Here is an 18,517-nt window from a genome sequence, read left to right as displayed (position 1 = left end):
GGCTATGCCTCGGCCTTCAGCTTGCCGGCCAGCACATCGGCGGGGCTCTGCCCGACCAGCTCGGTATAGCGGTGCGGGTCTGTGGCGCCTTCGGTGTTGATTACAAGCACGCGGGATTTGTCGTCGAGCCCGAGAGCGGCCTTGTGGTCGGCCGTCGCCCGGATCAGCCCGGCAAGACCGACGCCGCCGCTTTCGCCGGCGACGATCACTGGATCATTGCCAGCCGGCCGTGCCAGCCGCCGCATCACCGCGACCGCCTCCTCCTCATCCACCGTCATGAAGGCATCGGCAACCCGCGCCAGAACGCGCCAGGCAACTTGCGAGGCCTCGTAGCATTCGAGCATCGCCATCACCGTCGGCTGATAGTGTGCGACCTTGACCACGTGGCCCGCCCGGGCGGCTGCGACAACGCAGGCGGCGCGGGTCGGCTCGACGACGATGAAGGTCGGCCTGGCGTCACCGAGCACGATGGCGAGATGGCCGGCCACCGCGGCGGCAATGCCGCCGACACCGGCCTGCACGAAGACATGGGTCGGCGGCTGCGGCAACTGGCCCAACGCTTCGCGCACGATCGCCGTATAGCCCTGCATCACCAGGCCCGGGATGCGCTCATAGCCCGGCCAGGAGGTGTCGGACACCACGGTCCAGCCTTGCTCAGCTGAAACCTCGGCGGCCTGCCTGACCGAGTCGTCATAATTGCCGTCGACGCGGATCATCTCGGCGCCATAGCGGGCTATTGCTGCAATGCGCGCCTCGCTGACGCCGGCGTGAACGAAGATTGCCGCTTTCGCGCCAACCAACTGTGCACCTTGCGCGACCGAGCGGCCATGATTGCCGTCGGTGGCGCAGGCAACCGTCATGCCGGCAGCGACCGCCCGGACGTCGAACCGGTTGAGATCGGCCACGTCAACGGGCCGACCAAGCGATCGGCTCGCCTCCTCCAGCACCAGTCGAAAAACGGCATAGGCGCCGCCGAGCGCCTTGAAGCTGCCGAGACCGAGGCGAAAGCCTTCATCCTTGATGTGGACGGCGCCGAGGCCGAGTTCGCCGGCCAGCGTCGGCAATGCATGCAACGGAGTTGCCAGGTGATTGTCGCGATGGGCAAGAAAGCGCTCGACCGTATCGGCACCGGCATTCCCCAGCGTTTCGGCATCGACCGGATCGAGCGGCCGACGGTGCAAGGCATTGCTGTTGAGCAGGAACACGGGTGGCCTCCTTTGTGTGTGACGAAATCATATTGCAGCCGAGGCGCAAATAGCGCTGTTATTGGCGCTTCGAAATGCAAGTTTGTTTCGCCAGGATAGCGCTTTGCCTCGATCGCCTTCACTCGACAGTTTCGACCTCGCCATCCTTGCCATCCTGCAGCGGGACAACACGATGCCGCAGCGGCTGATCGGCGAAGCCGTCAACCTGTCGGCGCCGGCGGTGCAGCGGCGCATCAAGCGCATGGAACAGTCCGGCGTCATTGCGGGCAATGTCGCCGTGGTCGACCCGGCGGCGGTCGGCCATCCCATCACCATCTTCGTCGAAGTGGAACTGGAGAGCGAACGCTCGGACCTGATCGACGCCGCCAAGCGGCAGTTCTCGGCGGAGCCGCAAGTGCAGCAATGCTACTACGTCACCGGCGAGGCCGACTTCATCCTGATTATCACCGTGGCCGACATGGGCGCCTATGAAGCGCTGACGCGCAGACTGTTCTTCGACAGCAAGAATGTCCGAAAATTCCGCACCTTCGTTGCCATGGACCGTGTCAAGGTGGGGCTGACGGTGCCTCTGCCGGGATAGCCAGTCACTTTTACGCAATTCCGGACGGAAAACCGCTCACACTTTTCCTGGAATTGCTTTAGCCCGCCGGCCGCAGCCAGACCTTGTTGTCGTGGAAGGCCGCACCGCCATAGGGCGCTGGTGCGTCGGCGCCGGTGAGCACATTGATGCCTTCGCCACGCTCATGGGCGCTGTTTGGCCAGATGCCCTCGGCGATCACCACGCCGCGCTTGATGCCATCGAACAGCTTTGCGTGCAGCACCACCTCGCCGCGCCGGTTGCCGACCTCGATACGGTCGCCGTCGTCCAAGGCAAGCGCGGCAGCGTCGTCCGGATGCAACAACAATTCCGGCCGGCCTTCCTTGGCCTTCGACACCGGTGTCTCGGCGAATGTCGAATTGAGGAAGTTGCGCGCCGGTGATGTCGTCAGCCGGAACGGATGCTCCGCATCCTCGACCTCGATCAGGTCGACATGGTCGGGGAATTCCGGGAGCTCCGCCACCGGCCCGAACAGGCCCATGCTTTTCGGCGGCCGGTTGGGCGCCGCCTGCCCGCTCCAGTTGGCGCGGAAGTGAAATTTCTTGTCGGCATGGCCGAAACCATCGATGAAATGCGCCGCCTCGAAATCCGGCTGCAGGTCGACCCATTTGTCTTCCTTGAGGCTGGCGAAGGAGCCCAGCCCGCGCTTGCCGAGGATGATGTCGATATGCTGCTGCTCGGTCAGGCCAAAGCCCGGCCGGTCGGCGACGCCGAGACGCTGCGCCAATTGCTCGATGACGAAATGGTTGGTGCGCGGCCCTTCCGGCGGTTCGATCAGCTTGGGACCGAGCGTGATGTGCTGGTTGCCACCGCCCTTGTAGACGTCGTCATGCTCGAGAAACATCGTTGCCGGCAAAACGACATCGGCGAGCTTTGCCGTGTCGGTCATGAACTGCTCGTGCACGCAGGTGAACAAGTCGTCACGCAGGAAACCCTGCTTCACCAGCCGCTGCTCGGGCGCGACATTCACCGGGTTGGTGTTCTGGATCAGCATCGCCGTCACCGGCGGGCCGCCATAGAGCGAGTCCGCTGCACCGGTCAGCACCGGGCCGATGCGCGACTGGTCGAGATGGCGAATATTGGGATCGCGCATCGCGGCGCCTTCCAGCACATCCTGGTTGAGCTTGAAGATGCCGGAATTGGAATGGAAGGCACCGCCACCCTCATATTGCCAGGCGCCGGTGACGGCGGCGATGCAGGATGCCGCGTGCATGTTGACCGCGCCGTTGCGCTGGCGGGCAAAGCCATAGCCGAGGCGGAAATAGGTTTTCCTCGTCGTGCCGACGAGGCGTGCGAAAGCCTCGATCTCGGTGACCGCAAGACCGGTGATGGCGGAAGCCCATCCCGGCGTGCGGGTCTCCAGATGCGCTTCCAGCCCCTTCGGATCGTCGGTGTATTTTTCGAGATAGGCGCGGTCGGCCATGCCTTCCCTGAACAGCACATGCATGACCGCGCAGGCCAGCGCGCCATCGGTGCCGGGCTTCAGCACAAGGCCCATATCGGCCTGCTTCATCGTCGCGTTCTCGTAGACATCGATAACGATGATCCTGGCGCCACGCTCCTTCCGCGCCTTGATGGCGTGGGTCATGACATTGACCTGCGTGACCACGGCATTGGTGCCCCAGATCACCACGCAGTCGGACTTCGCCATCTCGCGCGGATCGGGACCGCGCAAGGCGCCCGCTCCCATCATCCAGCCGGTCCAGGCCAGATTGGTGCAGATCGAGCCGAAGAAGCCGGAGTATTTTTTTGCATGGCGCAGCCGGTCGATGCCGTCGCGCTGCACCAGCCCCATCGTGCCGGCATAGTAATAAGGCCAGACGGTCTCGGAGCCGTATTTTTCCTCGGCCGCGATAAATTTCTCGGCGACGAGGTCGAGTGCCACTTCCCAGCTGGATACCTTCCAGACGCCGTCACCCTTGGCGCCGGCACGCACCAGCGGCTTCAGCAGCCGGTCGGGATGGTGGACACGGTCGGCATAGCGCGCGACCTTGGCGCAGACGACGCCAGCCGTATACGTATTGGACTTGGCGCCATGGACACGGCCGATGCGGTTGCCATCGAGCAGCTCGACCTCGAGCGCGCAGGTCGAAGGGCAATCATGCGGACAGGCGGAGTGGCCGATTCTGAGCTTGGCGTGCTGGTTCATGCGGCGTTTTTAGCGGGTTTCGCGGGCGGCGTGTAGGGCCAGATCTTACCCTCCCCTTGAGGGGAGGGTCGGCGCGCAGCGACGGGATGGGGTGCGGCGCGGACTCCACCCCGCTCCGCTTCGCGGATCGACCCTCCCCACAACGGGGGAGGGTAATCACTCCGCCGTGCCTTCCTCATACTCGGCCGACATGGTCAGCCACTTCTCCTCGTGGCCGGCAAGCTGCTGGGCCAGTTGCGAGCGCTCCTTGGCGAGCCGGGTCGCCGTCGACGGATCCTTTTCGTATACCGCCGGATTGGCGAGTTCATCCTCGATCAGGTCGATGCGCTTGCGGATGCGGTCCATCAGCGCCTCGGTGGCGCGGATTTCCTTGGCCAGCGGCTCGAAGGCGGCGCGGCGCGCCGCGGCATCGCGGCGGCGATCGGCCTTGGATGCCTTCTCGGCCTCGCGCTTGCCGCGTCGATCGCCGGACACGCCGGTGACGAGCGTCTTGTAGTCCTCAAGGTCGCCGTCATACGGGTTGACCGCACCATCCTTGACCAGCCACAGCCGGTCGGCGGTCGCTTCCAGCAGATGGCGGTCATGCGAGATCAGGATGACGGCGCCGGGAAACTCGTTCAGCGCATGGATCAAGGACTCGCGGCTGTCGATGTCGAGATGGTTGGTGGGTTCGTCGAGGATGAAGAGGTTCGGGCCTTCGAAGGCCGACAGGCCCATGAGCAGGCGCGCCTTCTCGCCGCCCGACAGATCCTTGGCGTCGGTGTTCATCTTCTCGGTGGTGAGGCCGAACTGGGCGACGCGGCCGCGCACCTTGGATTCCGGCGCTTCCGGCATCAGCCGGCGGACATGCTCGTAGGCGTTTTCCTCCGGCCTGAGATCGTCGAGCTGATGCTGCGCGAAGATCGCCACCTTCAGGCCCGGCGCCACCGTCATGGTGCCGGTTTCCTGCTTCAGCCTGCCCGAGAGAAGCTTGGCGAAGGTCGACTTGCCGTTGCCGTTCGCGCCGAGCAGCGCGATGCGATCGTCGGCATCGATGCGCAACGTCATCTTCTTGAGGATCGGCTGGCCCTCGGTGTAGCCGACATTGACGTTGTTCAGCGCCACGATCGGCGACGCCACCGTTTTCACCGGCTCCGGGAAAGAGAACGGCCGCACCGTGTCGTTCACGAGCGCTGCGATCGGCTTCATCTTCTCCAGCGCCTTGATGCGCGACTGCGCCTGTCTCGCCTTCGAAGCCTTGGCTCGAAAACGCTCGACGAAGGATTCCATGTGCTTGCGGGCGGCTTCCTGCTTGACACGGCCCTTCTCCTGCAACTCCTTCTGCTCGGCGTACTGGCGCTCGAACTGGTCGTAGCCGCCGCGCCAGAAGGTCAGCTTCTTCTGGTCGAGATGAACGATGGAATTGACGGCGCGGTTGAGCAGGTCGCGATCGTGCGAGATCAGAAGCACCGTGTGCGGATATTTCGACACGTAGTTTTCCAACCAAAGCGTTCCTTCGAGATCGAGATAGTTGGTCGGCTCGTCGAGCAGCAGAAGGTCGGGCTCGGCAAACAGCACCGCGGCGAGCGCCACACGCATGCGCCAGCCGCCGGAGAAGGACGAGGCCGGGCGGCGCTGCGCGGCGTCGTCGAAGCCAAGGCCAGCGAGGATGGTGGCCGCGCGAGATTCCGCCGAATGCGCATCGATATCCGCCAGCCGCATATGGATGTCGGCAATGCGGTGCGCGTCGGTGGCGGTCTTTTCCTCCTCGAGCAATGCGGTGCGCTCGAGATCGGCCTTGAGCACGATTTCGATCAGCGGCTCCTCGGTGCCGGGCGCTTCCTGCGCCACCTGGCCGATGCGGGTGTTCTTGGGCAGGCTTATCGAGCCGGTCTCGGAGGGAAAGTCGCCGGTGACGGCCTTGAACAGCGTCGTCTTGCCGGTGCCGTTGCGGCCGACGAGGCCGGCCTTTGTGCCGGCTGGCAAGGTCAGCGAGGCATGATCGAGAAGCAAGCGTCCGGCCATGCGGAGCGAAAGATCGTTGATGATAAGCATGCCGGGGCTTTTGCACGGGAGGGCGGCGCTTCGCAAGGGCCTGGGCGCCGGCGGGGGCATAAGGCATGAAAACGGCGCGCCTTAAGCGCGCCGTCCATTGCAAACAGCAGACTGACTTTTCAGAGGCTGCCTGGTTCAGGCTTTGGGTTTGCGCTTCGTCACCTTGGCCGCGGCGGCCGGAACGGCCGGCTTGCGGCCGAGGCCCGAAGACTTGGCCAGTGCCGAACGGGTCGCGGAGTAGTTCGGCGCCACCATCGGATAGTCCGACGGCAAGCCCCATTTGCCACGATATTCCTCCGGGCTGAGACCATGGTCGGTCATCAGGTGCCGCTTCAGCGACTTGAATTTCTTGCCATCTTCCAGACAGACGATGTGGTCGGGAAACACCGACCGCTTCGGATTGACAGCGGGGTTCAGCGCGGGGCTTTCCACGGCGGCAATGCTGCCCAGCTTGCGCACCGATGCGCTGACGCTGGCGATCAGATCCGGCAGGCCGGACGCAGGGAGAGGATTGTTGCCGACATAAGCCGAGACGATGTCAGCAGTCAGTTCAATAGCGGTCTTGCTGTCGATGGTGTGCAATTCTGTTTCTCCCGCCGGTCATGAAGTTGCCGGCTTTTTTAAGACTTCTCTTGATGTATCGACCTAGCTGCACCCCCCAACGGGTCGCTAAAGTCTCAATAAACGATCAAGAATCGGAACAGGAGGATGTTTCCACAACAGGTTGCAACGTTGCAAATTAGAAAATCTAATACTTGGAAACGGCCGACTTCGCGCCAGCAGATTTCAACTGCACGGACGCCGCAGGTTTAGAGTCGGCCAGTATGTCCAGAATGCGCTTCCAGCGGGCGCACCGGCCGAAATCTTTTTGCTCTATCGCCTTTTCGGCCTTCATGGCGGCGTAGAGCGGCGCCTCGGCGCCGAACTCCTTGAGCAGCCAGAATGCTTCCTGTCTGGCGAGGCGTTCATCGTCGTCAAGCATGTTCAGCCTCCGAGCGTTCTATGCCCACCGCAATACAGCTGCCGATGACGAGGACCGCACCGGCTATCGCGGTCAGCGTCAGCCTTTCGCCCGAAAGTGTCAGCAGCAGCGTCGATGCGATCGGGGTCAGATAGGCGATGACCGCAACCTTGCCGCCGCCTTCAAGCTTCAAGGCGCGCGACCAGAAATAATATCCCAGCCCCATCGGACCGGCACCGAGATAGAGGCCAAGCAGGAGGTGCTCGCTGGATGGCCAGGCTGCGCCGTCGTGAATACACCACAGCAAGGTCAGGCCGACGCCGACCAATGCCGAAGGCAAAAGCAAACGCTCCGACGGTGTGGCCAGGCGGGCGACCGCAATCGAATAGAAGGCCATGCACAGCGCCGAGCCGAAGGCAGCGAGATAGCCGACGATGCTGCCTTGGAGAAAAGGCTGGCCGCGACCACCCGAGATCACCAGCGCCACGCCGACAAAGCCGAGCACGGCAGTCGAACCCAGAAGCACGGGGCGTTGCCGCTTGCCCAGCACGATGACCGCCGCCGCGACCATCAGCGGCCAGGTGTAGGCGACGAGATTGGCCTCGATCACCGGCATGGACGCAAAGGCGATGTATTGCAGCACCATGGTGCCGACCAGGCCAATAAAGCCGACCGCGACCGGCGCCAGGGTGCCGTCAGCACCCTTGGAAAAGGCTGCGTCTTGCAGGCCCCTCTTCCGGCTCGCCAGATGGATGACGGCGAACACCAGAGCCGCTCCACAAAATTGCAGCAACTGCACCAGCGACACCGGATGGCTGGCCAGCAGCGATTTGCCGACCAGCGCGTTGGTCGACCACAGGGCGACCGCGCCGGCGGCGAAGACCAGGGCCGATGGCGAGCCCGATCCATCCCGGAATCGCCGAGACGGTGCCTTGTCATTATCGCCGACCATGATGTTACCGACGGCCAAACCGGCGTCCACTTCTATGCTCTGGCTACCAGGATTCCCTTGACCCGCCCGGGACCGGCGCATCGGCCGCCGCCGTAACCGGACGTTCTTCCTCGAAGCGGCGATAGGCCGGCAGCTGGTTCGTCCAGACGTCTTCGGCGAGCTCGTTGACCCACTCGCGATCGTGATCATTGTCGGCTGCGAGATAGAACATGCGATTGTCGTCGACGTAGGGCTTGGCCACAGAGCGCTGGTTGAGGACCAGCGTGACGCGCGAGCCGAGCTGGATCGGCGCGGTGCGGTGCAGCACACCGAGAAACTGGCCGAGCGTGGCGTAGTTCATCTTGTGGTCGATGCGCATGACCTGGTTGCGCGGAATCTCGCGGCCGGATTCAAGGATGGCGCGGCCGGTCTCGGAATCGTCGCAGTAGATTTCGAGATGGCCGCCGACCAGCGGATTGCTGATCGACAGCGGAATGAGTTCGGTGACCGGGACACCGTCGCAATGCCAATCGACGGCGCCGTCCTTGGGATTCATGAAAGTGACGGTCGAGCCGACGATCGACAGCGGATAGGGCTCGAGCTTGGTGCCCATCATGTCGGACAGACGTTCCAGGCGCAGCTTGTCATGCAGCAACTCCTTGATCTCCGGGATAAAACGGTCGGCGCCGGTGATGAAGGTAAGGTCGAGGTGCTTGTGCACGGCGTGGCTGGCCTTAAGCTTCAACGCCGCCTCTTCGATCGCCGCCAGCAGCGCCGGGTCGTAGCCATGCAGATACTGCGCAACGCCGAAACCCGACACTTTCCAGGCCGTCTCATGGCCGATAATGGCTTCTCGGCTCATCGCGTAGCGCAGTTCAGGTATGGTATGGGCGTTCATTCTACTTCTCCAGGATGGGGGCATCACTTGGTAAACTGTCGATTAATTTCCCCACCCCTGTAAAATTAGGAATGCTGGTGCTAGTGTAAGCCCAGCTTAAGGTCGAAACGCGTGCGTCTGCTCAGTCAGGTCAACCTCAATTCGCTGAAGATTGTCGAAAGTGCCGCCCGGCACCGTAACTTCACGCGCGCGGGCGAAGAGCAGTTTATTACTGCTTCCGCCGTCAGCCAGCGCGTCAAAAGCCTCGAGGACCAGCTGCGCTTCAAGATCTTCCAGCGCGGCGGCAATGCGGTGTCGCTGACACCCGAAGGCGAGACCTATGTGTCGCGCGTTCGCGAGGCGCTGGAGCGCATCGTGGCGGCCAGCATGGAGGCGACCGGACAGTCGCAGGCGCATGTGCTGAAGATTTCGGTGCTGCCGACGTTCGCGGCGCGCTGGCTGTTTGCCCGCCTGCCGCTGTTCCAGCGGCAATATCCCGAAATCGAAATGCGGGTCTCGACCTCCTACGCCACCAATGAGTTCGCCACCTCCGAGTTCGACCTCGAGATCCGCTATGGCGACGGCAGCTTTCCCGACCTCAAGGCGGACCTGCTGTTCAAGGAGGATTTGACGCCGGTGTGCAGCAGGAAGCTGTTCCACGAGGTTCTCGGCGATAGGCCGCCGTCAAAGGTGACGCCCGACGACCTCAGGCATTTCACGCTGCTGCATTCCGACACCTGCACGCAGAACTGGCAGTCGTGGCTGGGTTTTGCCGGCGCGAGTTCCGTGCTCGGCGAGACCAAGAGCATCTATTTCGATTCCTGCATGATGTCCTATGAGGCGGCCAATGCCGGCATGGGCTTTGCAGTCGCCAACCGCGCCTATATGGCGAGCGAGATCCGCGCAGAGCGGCTGGTGGCGCCGTTTGCCGTGCATCACCCCAACACCGCCGGCTGGTATTTCGTCTGCCCGGTCACCGCGCCCTACACGCGCAAGGTGGAATTGTTCAAGCAGTGGATCATGGCCGAGGCGGCGCTGACGCAGTGCCAGTTGGACGCAGGGATTGCCGGCGGCCCGGTGCTGCGCAAGGCCATTGCCTGAGGTCGGATTCTTTCCGCGGCCTTGCGGGATTTGCGGCCGTTTCAGCTGGTTTTGCGCAGACGGCACGAGCAGAACCGGCACGAAAACTGCCACCTCATGACGCAGGCGAGAGACTCAGCTATCTTCGGTTGTTGCGGCGGACCTGATATCCGCCTGGCCGGCGCTATCAGCTCACCTCCCAAGCGGCGCCGGCCTTCTTCTCCCGAAGGCTACCTTCAGCCTTGTCGTCCCGCTAAAACGATCATTGCGCCGGCTGATCGCCGCTGGCCGCCGGCTTTGGCGCCGAATCCGTCTGCGGGGTTTGATCGAGCACCGGGGCTTTGGTTGGCTGGATGTCGCCGTCGCAGGCAGCGAGCGCCAAGCTGGCGGCCAACAGAATCAAAAGCCTCTTCATGGCGACCTCCTAGGTCTGCCCTCTCCTTCGTAAGGCAACGAGGTGGTTCTTCGTAAGGCAACGAGGTGGTTCGGCTTTGGTTGCACGCTCGCAAACGACGCCGCGTCGGCTGGAACCAAACGGCGGCTCTGAGGTTGGTTGCCCAAAGGAGATCGCGCCATGATCCGTCTGCTCATTACCGGCCTTTTCGCTTACGCGACCTATCGCATCGCCAAGGAGATCATCAAGGACGTGCCTGACAATTTCGATCCGTTGCCGGTGCCTGGCGACGAACGCGCCGCCTTGCGGCGCCAGTCGGCGGCAACGGGTGTCGCGCCACGGCGGTAAGGGCGACTTCCGCCCCGTTGCGAACAAAGCGGAAACGATGCTTGATAGGCGATGACCATCGCCATCAATGATTCGTCCTTGCGGCCCGCCTATCTGGCGAAGCTCAACGCCGAGCAGCGGCTCGCTGTCGAACATGGCGACGGCCAGATCGCCGGGCCGCTGCTGGTGATCGCCGGCGCCGGCTCCGGCAAGACCAACACGCTCGCCCACCGGGTTGCGCATCTGATCGTCAAGGGCGCTGATCCCAGACGCATTCTGCTTATGACATTCTCGCGCCGCGCCGCCACCGAAATGGCCAGGCGGGTCGAACGCATCGCCGGCGAGGTGCTGGGCCGAGACGCGTCCGTCATCGCCGATGCGCTGGCCTGGGCCGGCACGTTTCACGGCATCGGCGCCAGGCTGCTGCGCGACTATGCGCTGACGATCGGCCTCGACCCGGCCTTTACCATTCACGACCGCGAGGATTCCGCCGACCTGATGAATCTTGCCCGGCATGAACTTGGATTCTCGAAGACCGAAAGCCGTTTTCCGACCAAGGGCACCTGCCTGGCGATCTATTCGCGCGCTGTCAACGCGCAGGCGCCGCTTGGCGAGGTGCTGGGTTCGGCCTTTCCGTGGTGTGCCGGCTGGGCCGAACAACTGAAGGCTCTGTTCGCCCGATATGTCGAGGCCAAGCAGGCGCAGAACGTGCTCGATTACGACGACCTCCTGCTCTACTGGGCGCAAATGGCCGCCGAGCCGGAGATCGCGGCGCATCTGGGCTCGCGTTTCGACCATGTGCTGGTCGACGAATACCAGGACACCAACCGGCTGCAGGCCTCGATCCTTTCGGCGCTGAAGCCGGATGGCGCCGGACTGACGGTGGTGGGCGACGACGCGCAGTCGATCTATTCGTTTCGCGCCGCGGAAGTGCGCAACATCCTCGATTTCCCGCAACAATTCGCGCGAGCCGCCGATGTCATCATGCTGGAGCGCAACTACCGCTCGACCGAGACCATTTTGGCGGCAGCCAATGCGGTCATCTCGGAGGCATCGGAGCGTTTCACCAAGAACCTCTGGTCGGAGCGCAAATCCTCGCAAAAACCGAAACTGGTCAGCGTGCGCGACGAGGCGGAGCAGGCGAACTATGTCTGCCAGGCCATCCTTGCCGAGCGCGAGGCCGGCACGGTGCTGAAATCGCAGGCGGTGCTGTTTCGCGCCTCGCACCACAGCGGCCCGCTGGAGATCGAACTGACGCGCCGCAACATCCCCTTCGTCAAGTTCGGCGGGCTCAAATTCCTCGACGCCGCCCACGTCAAGGACGTGCTTTCGGTGCTGCGTTTTGCCGAGAACCCGCGCGACCGCGTCGCCGGCTTCCGCGTGCTGCAGCTGCTGCCCGGCATCGGCCCTTCGGCGGCGAGCACCATCGTCGAGACCATGGCGACATCGCTCGATGAGGAAATGGGGCTGGCCCGCTACCGGCCGCCGCAACGCGCGGCTGAGGACTGGCCAGCCTTCGTTGCGCTTTATTCCGGCCTGCGCGCCCGGTCGGGGGAATGGCCGGCCGATCTCGAACAGGTCAGGCTGTGGTACGAGCCGCATCTCGAGCGCATGCACGATGATGCAACGACGCGGCGGGCCGACCTCATGCAGCTCGAGCAGATCGGTTCCGGCTATGCTTCGCGCGAGCGCTTCCTGACCGAGCTGACGCTGGATCCACCGGATGCGACCAGCGACCAGGCCGGGCCGCCGCACCGCGACGAGGACTATCTGATCCTGTCGACCATCCATTCGGCCAAGGGCCAGGAATGGAAGAACGTCTTCGTGCTCAACACCGTCGATGGCTGCATCCCGGCCGATCTCGGCGTCGGCACCAAGGAGGACATCGAGGAGGAGCGCCGGCTGCTTTACGTCGCGATGACGCGGGCCAAGGACGGCCTGCATCTGGTGACGCCGCAGCGCTTCTTCACCCACGGCCAGGCAGCGCGCGGCGACCGCCACGTCTATGCCTCGCGAACCCGTTTCATCCCGGCCTCGATCCTCGGCGCCTTCGAGCAGACGTCGTGGGCGAGCGTCCACGCCAAGGACGATCCGCGCCACAGACCTGAAGTCCGCGTCGACCTCGGCGCCCGCATGCGCGGCATGTGGAAATAGCCGCAACCGCGAATGCCGGCAGGGAGCGACCTCAAGAGCAAATCGTCCTGTCATGGCATCTCTCAGGGAACCTCGGGCCGCCAGCCGCGTTTTCTGGCGTCCAACCCGCGATCGGAGGGCGGCGGCCGCCGCCCTTCCGCCCATCCAGAGAGGCCAGAATGCACGACGCGATGTTCTTCACCCCGGTTGCCGTTAGCGTTGGCGCCGGCCACAAACGCATGCTCGCCTCGCTGTTCGAGATGCATGATTTCCTGACCGAATTTCCGCCGTCACGCCGGCGCCTGAGCTATGGCGCGGCCGTGAGGGCTTGCGAGGCGGCGCGCGCCGGAGAAATCTCGACCGAGGCCGCACGCGATGCCCTGATCACCTTTGCAGTCACGGCAGGCATCCTCTGGCCCGCGGTCCAGCCGGCCGTCTCGGTCAAGCCGGTCGCACACGGTTATGGCGGCTACGCCGTCTGAGACGGCCGGGACCAGGCCTGCCCAGCAAAAAAGATCACTCGGACTTGCCGGCCGACGTCGGCGAGGCCTCTGCCAGCCTTGCCGGCGGGGCGGTCTGTTCGGTGTTGCCGACAAAGAGTTGATCGCCGACAAAGGGATAGGCAAGCTGCCGATGATAGAGCGAGGGAACCGGGTCATCGGTGCCGTATTTCTGCGGCATCCTGTCGGGCATGAACAATGTGCCTCCCAGCATGTCGAGCAAAGGGCAGCCTGCCCGGCGAAATTCTTGTCCCAGGCTTCGCGCTCATTGGCATGATGCCAGTGATGAAATCGCGGTGACGCCAGCAGCCATTTCAACGGTCCGACCCTGATACGCGTGTCGAATGGATGAACAGCGACTGCCACTGATAGACCAATGTGAAGATCAGTATGGCGGGGGTCGAAAATCGAGCGCGAAGACCGGCAGGAACGACGCCGATTTGGTCAGGATCTGTTCGACAGGATGGACGCGGTGCGCTGCCAGCCAATCCATCTCCTCGACGCCGTGGTGGATCGAATGGAAGCGCCACAGGAGCGGGACGGCGTGAAAGGCGCAATGCGCCAGGTAGAAGCCGGTATCGGCCAGCACCAGAACCTCCACCGCCTGCAGCCAGACCGGCTGCGGCCGCAGCGCCTGCGTAAGTCCGGCCGGAACAAGCTGGTGCAGCTCCAGCATGGCTGTGCCGACGACGATGATCAGACCGATCTTGATGATGATGCCGTTGAACAAGAGGTAGACGACGTCGTTCGGCCAATGGCCGCGCGCCGACGATCGCTCCGCATGCAGCGGCAACAGCCGCTCCAGCGGAATGAAATAAGCGCGATGACCAGCACCGCCTTGAGGTCTACGAGATTGGACACCCTGCCGTCGTTGTGGCCGAAGATCAGCTCGCCAGAGATTAACGCCAATTGCTGACGGCGGCTGGCCACGGATTGCTGCCATTTGCCGGCACGGGCCGAATGTCTGGCCAAATCAGGTCTCAGGTTTGGCGAACCGCCAGTCCATCCGACAGCGCAGGGGCAGGCAGCGGCACGACGGCGACTGGAGTGCTTGCCGCCATCGGCCCGGATCGCGTCGGCCCTTTGAACAGGTTTCGAGAAGGACATGCCATCGCGCCTCGTCCCCCACTCCGCATGCCTACCTCTAGGAAAAACGATATTTTCCGCCAAACAAATTGAATTTCGCGGTTGTTCGTGTTCTTTCGCCCAGGATCTACATTGCCAGACATAAACGACAAAATATAACTTTTCACAGTGGAAGCCAATTTATGTGCAAATTTCTGCGATTTGAAAGCTGAGATCGGTATTCTGTTAAAAGTATAAGATAAAACATGAAGACAAGCTTCGAATTCATGTTGTGAAATTGAGCTCTCATGGCTACCCTGCCATCACAGCACGAGGAACGTCACGATATTTTTTCTAGATCCTCATGTCATAGACCGGTATGGAAAAACAATATCGGCGCGCAGATGGGTGGACACTTGGCGAATACACGCGATGTATTATCACGCACGACAAGTAACCGGTGGAATAGCGCCAATGTCGGCGCCCTGTTCGCTGCGGTAAGACAACTCGGCATCCAGCAGTTTTTTGAATTCCGCAAAGAACCTGTCGCCGACAAAGACAACTCACTACCTGCCAAAATTCCGGTCGCCGGAATCCCTATAACCGGGCAGCCAGATTTAAGAGAAAATACGCCTCAGCATCCCAAGCTTATGTGCGGACTCGACGTTCCGTCGAGCCGCTCGTTTCACGTCGGCAAGGGGCTTGCTTTGTATCTGCAGGGTTGGGCTTTCTGTCCCGGCAATCCGATCAGGCGGCTCTATGTCCTGGACGGAACCAGGCAGCACGAAATCAAGAACCATTCCTGGGCTCGGCCCGATGTCGTGCACTACTTCCATCCCGCACAGGATCCGACCGGCGGCAGCCTGTTTTCCGAATTCATCACGATATTGCCGATCGAGGAGATTGCCGAGCCGGAGAGCCGCGAACTGCGACTGCTCGCCGAGCTTAAATCGGGAGAGATGATCGAGCAGTCGCTTGCTGTCTTCGAGTTCCAGCCTGGGGCCAACCGTCGTCCGGTGAAGGTGAAGTGGCCTGCCAAAGGGGCCAAGGTTGCCATCTGCATGGCGGCTTACAATCCGCCGCTTGAGCTTCTGAAACGGCAAATCGGATCGATTCGGGAGCAAAACCATAGGAACTGGATCTGCATCATCACCGACGACAGTTCCAGCGCAGCCTCCCGCAACGACATTCTGGACCTGATCGAAAACGACAGCCGGTTCGTCTATGTCAAAAACAAGGAGCGCAAAGGCTTCTACAACAATTTCGAGGAATGCCTTTCGCTGGTGCCCGTCAACGCCGAGTTCGTCGCACTGGCGGATCAGGACGACTATTGGCACTCCGACAAACTGACGAAGCTCATCCATGCTTTGCCGGAAAGCAAGAAACTTGCATTCAGCGATTGTCGCATCGTGACCGGCCGCGAGGTTATCTCCGACACATATTGGACCGACCGCAAAAACGAATATACGGATTTTCTTTCGCTGTTCCTTGCCAATAGCGTGACCGGCGCCGCGAGCCTTTTTCGCAGCGACATCCTAGACCGTATCCTGCCGTTTCCGCAGCGGCTGATGGACGCCTACCACGACCAATGGATCGCGCTTGCCGCCGAGGTTGCCGGCGGGATTTCCTATATCGAGGAGCCTCTGTACGATTACCATCAGCACGGTGCTAACGTTATCGGGCAGGTTATCAAGCGCTACCGCGGGGTCTCCTATTCAATAGGAGCCATCCTGAAAGGCGCAAAAAACAAGCGCGCCCTGCTCGACGCAGGCAGGACCTTGCTGCAGCAAGCACGCGCGGATTTTTCGGGGGCGCTGGAAAAGGCGGTATTCGCCGAAACACTTCGGCTGCGAAACCCTGGAATGTCGAGCACCCTCAAGAAGACGGCCAACCGAATCCCGCGTTTGACGACCGGTATCTTCGAACCGATACGTCTGAAAATTTCAAGAATATTGCGGCGTCATTCGACATTGAACGTCGAGGGCCTGCTGATGAACGCCGCCTTGGGGGCCAGAGCAAGAAATCTCGCCTATCGATTAAGGAAAACCAAATACTTGCGATATGTCCGCAAGATCAAGACAGGGTCCGAAGTTCTACCGATGGCCGTCGCCGCCGGCGGGATACTGAGCATCGAAGATATGGAGAACAACTGGATTTTTCGCAATATCCAGCCGTTGACGTTGCACGTATCGCGCCGCGAGCCAAAGCGCGTCAACATCCTTCTGGCCACGATCGACTTCAAATACATTTTCGGCGGCTATATCGGCATGTTCAGCTTGGCGCTTCGCTTGCGCCGGGAAGGTTTTCTCGTCCGGATCGTGACTATGGAACGTACGGAGTTGGACATGACGCTCGCCCGCGAGCGCATCAAGGGCTATCCAGGCATCGAGCGATTGTTCGACGACATCGAAATCGAGCATCGGCATGACCGCAAAGAGGAATTGTTCGTCAGCCCCGACGATCGCTTCATCGCGACCAATGGCTGGGGGCTCATGTCGCGCACCGCGCCAGCCGAGAATTGGGACAGGACCGTTTCATGTTCATGGTCCAGGAATATGAACCCTATTTCCTGCCTATGAACACAATCGCCGCGCTTTTCCAGCAGTCTTACCGCTTTCCGCAATTCCAGCTTTTTTCGACGCCCTTGCTGCGCGATTTTTTCAAGCTGAACAGGATCGGCGTCTTCTCGAAGCCCGGCGCGGACAAGAACCACGCCGTATTCCGCAATGCCATTCAGAAATTCAAACCATCGACAAACGACATGCGTGATCGCGAGCGGCGCATTCTTTTCTACGCCCGCCCGGAGGCCCACGCCGCGCGCAATATGTTTGAGCTCGGAATGATGGCGCTTGCAGAGCTAGCTCGTTCTCCTGATTTTGACGCCGACAAGTGGAAATTCTACGGCATGGGCTCGATCGGCGGCGCCAGCAAGATCAGGCTGACGCGCGACGTGGTTCTGGAGATGATGCCCAAGACCGACCTGCAGACGTATACTCAACGTCTGCCGCACCACGATGTCGGCCTCTCGTTGATGCTGACGCCGCATCCCAGCCTGGTGCCGCTCGAGATGGCCTCGGCCGGTATGTGGACCGTGACCAACACGTTCGAAAACAAGACGGCGGAGAGCCTGCGGGATATCTCGACCAATCTGATCCCGGTGGAACCGACACTGGAGGGCGTGGTCGCCGGGCTCAAGGACGCCATCTCGCGCGTCGATCAATACGACAAGCGGCTGCAGGGCTCGCGCTTCAATTGGCCGACAGACTGGGACGACGCGTTCTCGCCAGCAGCGATGAAGAAGATCGTCGACTTCCTGTCTGATCGGCCGACCCTGTCCGTTCCGATCCGCTCGCCTCCGAATGGACTGGACTCAGTTCGCGCTGCGGCGGCCGGTCATCACCGTCCCGCTGCCTTATATCACCGGAGGAAGCCGGTCAGGGAACCCTAACGACCCACTCATCCTGCAAGCCCCACCATTCGGCTGGCTTGAACGATACGATGCGTGCATTCGTGGCATCGTAGATCGCCTTGATGACATATGGTGGCAACACGACGGTGGAGCCATAGATAGACGGATCTAGATCCTTCTGATCAGACCCGTCAAGATAGCCATATTGTTGGCCATTGCTGATGACTTCGGCAAGTTGTGGAACAACGCTTGCAGCATGCGCGCCGTGCGTGGAGAACATCAGGTACCCGCCCGGTTTGAGAGCGGCGCACACCGCAGACAGCCAGCGCTGAAACAAGCCGTCCGGAAGATGCGACCATAGCGAAATGGCGAAGATGAAATCGAACTTTTCGCCAGGTTTCCAGTGTTCGGGAATGCTGGCCGAAGGAATAGCCGCAACACTCAGCACCTCAGTGCAAAAGGACACCGCTTCGGGATGAATGTCGCAGGCAACTAAATTCAGGTCCTTCAAATGTCGCGTCACGCGACCATAGCCGCTTGCAAATTCCAGCGCCCTGGCATCCCTGGGCAAGCCCAATGATGTCATAAGCTCTCGCACCTGTTGCGCATTGGCGGCGCCATTCTCAAAGTAGTGCTTCAGTGCTTCGAATAACTTTATTTCCTCGCCTGTCGACAATCGAGCGACCAGATGGCCGAAAATATGATCATATTCATGAAGTTCCGGAGTGACCGAGTATCTGTCCGCCCATACTTTGGCGAGGGAGCGCAGAAAATCGTTGGCTTCAAACGCCTTTGACGACCGGACCGGCGGGCTGTTGTGACTCGGTTCCTTCATTGGCAACATCGTTGACTCC

Annotated in this window: 18 protein-coding genes; 7 read left to right on the top strand and 11 right to left on the bottom strand. The window is 61.7% G+C overall.

All coding sequences use genetic code 11. The features are described from left to right. Positions 1–2: 2 nt before the first annotated feature. On the bottom strand, positions 3–1,205 hold the full coding sequence (locus NLY44_RS01640) for a diaminopropionate ammonia-lyase (protein ID WP_023805643.1): 1,203 nt from the start codon (positions 1,203–1,205) through the stop codon (positions 3–5). Between the two features lie 103 nt (positions 1,206–1,308). Between NLY44_RS01640 and NLY44_RS01635 the strand changes: the two genes are divergently transcribed. Continuing rightward, positions 1,309–1,785, top strand: a complete 477-nt coding sequence (locus tag NLY44_RS01635) for an Lrp/AsnC family transcriptional regulator (protein ID WP_023805644.1) — start codon at positions 1,309–1,311, stop codon at positions 1,783–1,785. 58 nt (positions 1,786–1,843) lie between these two features. Here NLY44_RS01635 and NLY44_RS01630 read toward each other — a convergent pair whose 3' ends face one another. The 6 genes from NLY44_RS01630 to NLY44_RS01605 all read right to left on the bottom strand — a co-directional run bounded on the left by NLY44_RS01630 (position 1,844) and on the right by NLY44_RS01605 (position 8,776). Beyond that, on the bottom strand, positions 1,844–3,952 hold the full coding sequence (locus tag NLY44_RS01630) for a molybdopterin oxidoreductase family protein (RefSeq protein ID WP_023805645.1): 2,109 nt from the start codon (positions 3,950–3,952) through the stop codon (positions 1,844–1,846). A gap of 156 nt (positions 3,953–4,108) precedes the next feature. Continuing rightward, entirely contained in the window at positions 4,109–5,986 is a 1,878-nt protein-coding gene (locus NLY44_RS01625; protein WP_023805646.1) for an ABC-F family ATP-binding cassette domain-containing protein, read from the bottom strand. Positions 5,987–6,121: 135 nt separating this feature from the next. Then, the gene (locus NLY44_RS01620; protein ID WP_023670270.1) at positions 6,122–6,568 is read right to left on the bottom strand and encodes a Ros/MucR family transcriptional regulator; all 447 of its coding nucleotides are present in this window, start codon (positions 6,566–6,568) and stop codon (positions 6,122–6,124) included. Between the two features lie 166 nt (positions 6,569–6,734). Then, a complete protein-coding gene (locus tag NLY44_RS01615; RefSeq protein ID WP_023684750.1) occupies positions 6,735–6,968 on the bottom strand; it encodes a hypothetical protein in 234 nt (77 codons plus the stop codon). After that, positions 6,961–7,929 (bottom strand): DMT family transporter, encoded by a 969-nt coding sequence (locus NLY44_RS01610; protein WP_245263821.1) that lies wholly within the window; start codon positions 7,927–7,929, stop codon positions 6,961–6,963. Before NLY44_RS01610 ends, NLY44_RS01615 begins: the two co-directional genes overlap by 8 nt. 13 nt (positions 7,930–7,942) lie before the next feature. After that, entirely contained in the window at positions 7,943–8,776 is an 834-nt protein-coding gene (locus tag NLY44_RS01605) for a hypothetical protein (RefSeq protein ID WP_023805648.1), read from the bottom strand. Between the two features lie 111 nt (positions 8,777–8,887). On the opposite strand from NLY44_RS01605, the gene NLY44_RS01600 reads away from it, so the two are divergent. Further along, positions 8,888–9,856 (top strand): LysR substrate-binding domain-containing protein, encoded by a 969-nt coding sequence (locus tag NLY44_RS01600; RefSeq protein WP_023805649.1) that lies wholly within the window; start codon positions 8,888–8,890, stop codon positions 9,854–9,856. A 241-nt stretch (positions 9,857–10,097) separates the two neighbouring features. Here NLY44_RS01600 and NLY44_RS01595 read toward each other — a convergent pair whose 3' ends face one another. Continuing rightward, positions 10,098–10,250, bottom strand: coding sequence for a hypothetical protein (locus NLY44_RS01595; RefSeq protein ID WP_023693936.1), 153 nt, complete (start codon positions 10,248–10,250; stop codon positions 10,098–10,100). A gap of 159 nt (positions 10,251–10,409) precedes the next feature. On the opposite strand from NLY44_RS01595, the gene NLY44_RS01590 reads away from it, so the two are divergent. From NLY44_RS01590 to NLY44_RS01580, 3 genes are all read left to right on the top strand, one after another. Beyond that, positions 10,410–10,577 (top strand): hypothetical protein, encoded by a 168-nt coding sequence (locus NLY44_RS01590; protein WP_023684745.1) that lies wholly within the window; start codon positions 10,410–10,412, stop codon positions 10,575–10,577. A 51-nt stretch (positions 10,578–10,628) separates the two neighbouring features. Then, a complete protein-coding gene (locus NLY44_RS01585) occupies positions 10,629–12,710 on the top strand; it encodes an ATP-dependent helicase (protein ID WP_023805650.1) in 2,082 nt (693 codons plus the stop codon). 158 nt (positions 12,711–12,868) lie between these two features. Next, positions 12,869–13,171, top strand: coding sequence for a DUF982 domain-containing protein (locus NLY44_RS01580; RefSeq protein ID WP_023670262.1), 303 nt, complete (start codon positions 12,869–12,871; stop codon positions 13,169–13,171). Between the two features lie 34 nt (positions 13,172–13,205). Here NLY44_RS01580 and NLY44_RS01575 read toward each other — a convergent pair whose 3' ends face one another. Next, entirely contained in the window at positions 13,206–13,382 is a 177-nt protein-coding gene (locus tag NLY44_RS01575) for a hypothetical protein (RefSeq protein WP_245262694.1), read from the bottom strand. A 192-nt stretch (positions 13,383–13,574) separates the two neighbouring features. Then, positions 13,575–13,982: a sterol desaturase family protein gene (locus NLY44_RS01570; RefSeq protein WP_245262697.1), complete on the bottom strand. Its 408-nt coding sequence runs from the start codon at positions 13,980–13,982 to the stop codon at positions 13,575–13,577. Between the two features lie 688 nt (positions 13,983–14,670). Between NLY44_RS01570 and NLY44_RS01565 the strand changes: the two genes are divergently transcribed. Beyond that, the gene (locus NLY44_RS01565) at positions 14,671–16,833 is read left to right on the top strand and encodes a glycosyltransferase (protein WP_286456533.1); all 2,163 of its coding nucleotides are present in this window, start codon (positions 14,671–14,673) and stop codon (positions 16,831–16,833) included. Then, on the top strand, positions 16,791–17,702 hold the full coding sequence (locus tag NLY44_RS01560) for a rhamnosyltransferase WsaF family glycosyltransferase (RefSeq protein ID WP_286456531.1): 912 nt from the start codon (positions 16,791–16,793) through the stop codon (positions 17,700–17,702). Before NLY44_RS01565 ends, NLY44_RS01560 begins: the two co-directional genes overlap by 43 nt. Here the strand turns inward: NLY44_RS01560 and NLY44_RS01555 are convergent. Then, a complete protein-coding gene (locus NLY44_RS01555; RefSeq protein ID WP_084013013.1) occupies positions 17,689–18,507 on the bottom strand; it encodes a class I SAM-dependent methyltransferase in 819 nt (272 codons plus the stop codon). The genes NLY44_RS01560 and NLY44_RS01555 overlap by 14 nt on opposite strands. Between the last annotated feature and the right edge of the window lie 10 nt (positions 18,508–18,517).

Origin of the sequence: Mesorhizobium sp. C089B (genome assembly GCF_030323125.1) — a bacterium.
Classification (GTDB): Bacteria; Pseudomonadota; Alphaproteobacteria; order Rhizobiales; family Rhizobiaceae; genus Mesorhizobium.
This window is presented reverse-complemented; position numbering and strand designations above follow the sequence as displayed.

Excerpts from the sequence above, each read along its gene's own strand:
- NLY44_RS01605 (WP_023805648.1), bottom strand. The coding sequence starts at position 8,776 with ATGAACGCCCATACCATACCTGAACTGCGCTACGCGATGAGCCGAGAA.
- NLY44_RS01625 (WP_023805646.1), bottom strand. The coding sequence starts at position 5,986 with ATGCTTATCATCAACGATCTTTCGCTCCGCATGGCCGGACGCTTGCTT.
- NLY44_RS01630 (WP_023805645.1), bottom strand. The coding sequence starts at position 3,952 with ATGAACCAGCACGCCAAGCTCAGAATCGGCCACTCCGCCTGTCCGCAT.
- NLY44_RS01560 (WP_286456531.1), top strand. The coding sequence starts at position 16,791 with ATGTTCATGGTCCAGGAATATGAACCCTATTTCCTGCCTATGAACACA.
- NLY44_RS01580 (WP_023670262.1), top strand. The coding sequence starts at position 12,869 with ATGCACGACGCGATGTTCTTCACCCCGGTTGCCGTTAGCGTTGGCGCC.
- NLY44_RS01595 (WP_023693936.1), bottom strand. The coding sequence starts at position 10,250 with ATGAAGAGGCTTTTGATTCTGTTGGCCGCCAGCTTGGCGCTCGCTGCC.
- NLY44_RS01590 (WP_023684745.1), top strand. The coding sequence starts at position 10,410 with ATGATCCGTCTGCTCATTACCGGCCTTTTCGCTTACGCGACCTATCGC.
- NLY44_RS01615 (WP_023684750.1), bottom strand. The coding sequence starts at position 6,968 with ATGCTTGACGACGATGAACGCCTCGCCAGACAGGAAGCATTCTGGCTG.
- NLY44_RS01555 (WP_084013013.1), bottom strand. The coding sequence starts at position 18,507 with ATGTTGCCAATGAAGGAACCGAGTCACAACAGCCCGCCGGTCCGGTCG.
- NLY44_RS01575 (WP_245262694.1), bottom strand. The coding sequence starts at position 13,382 with ATGCCCGACAGGATGCCGCAGAAATACGGCACCGATGACCCGGTTCCC.
- NLY44_RS01585 (WP_023805650.1), top strand. The coding sequence starts at position 10,629 with ATGACCATCGCCATCAATGATTCGTCCTTGCGGCCCGCCTATCTGGCG.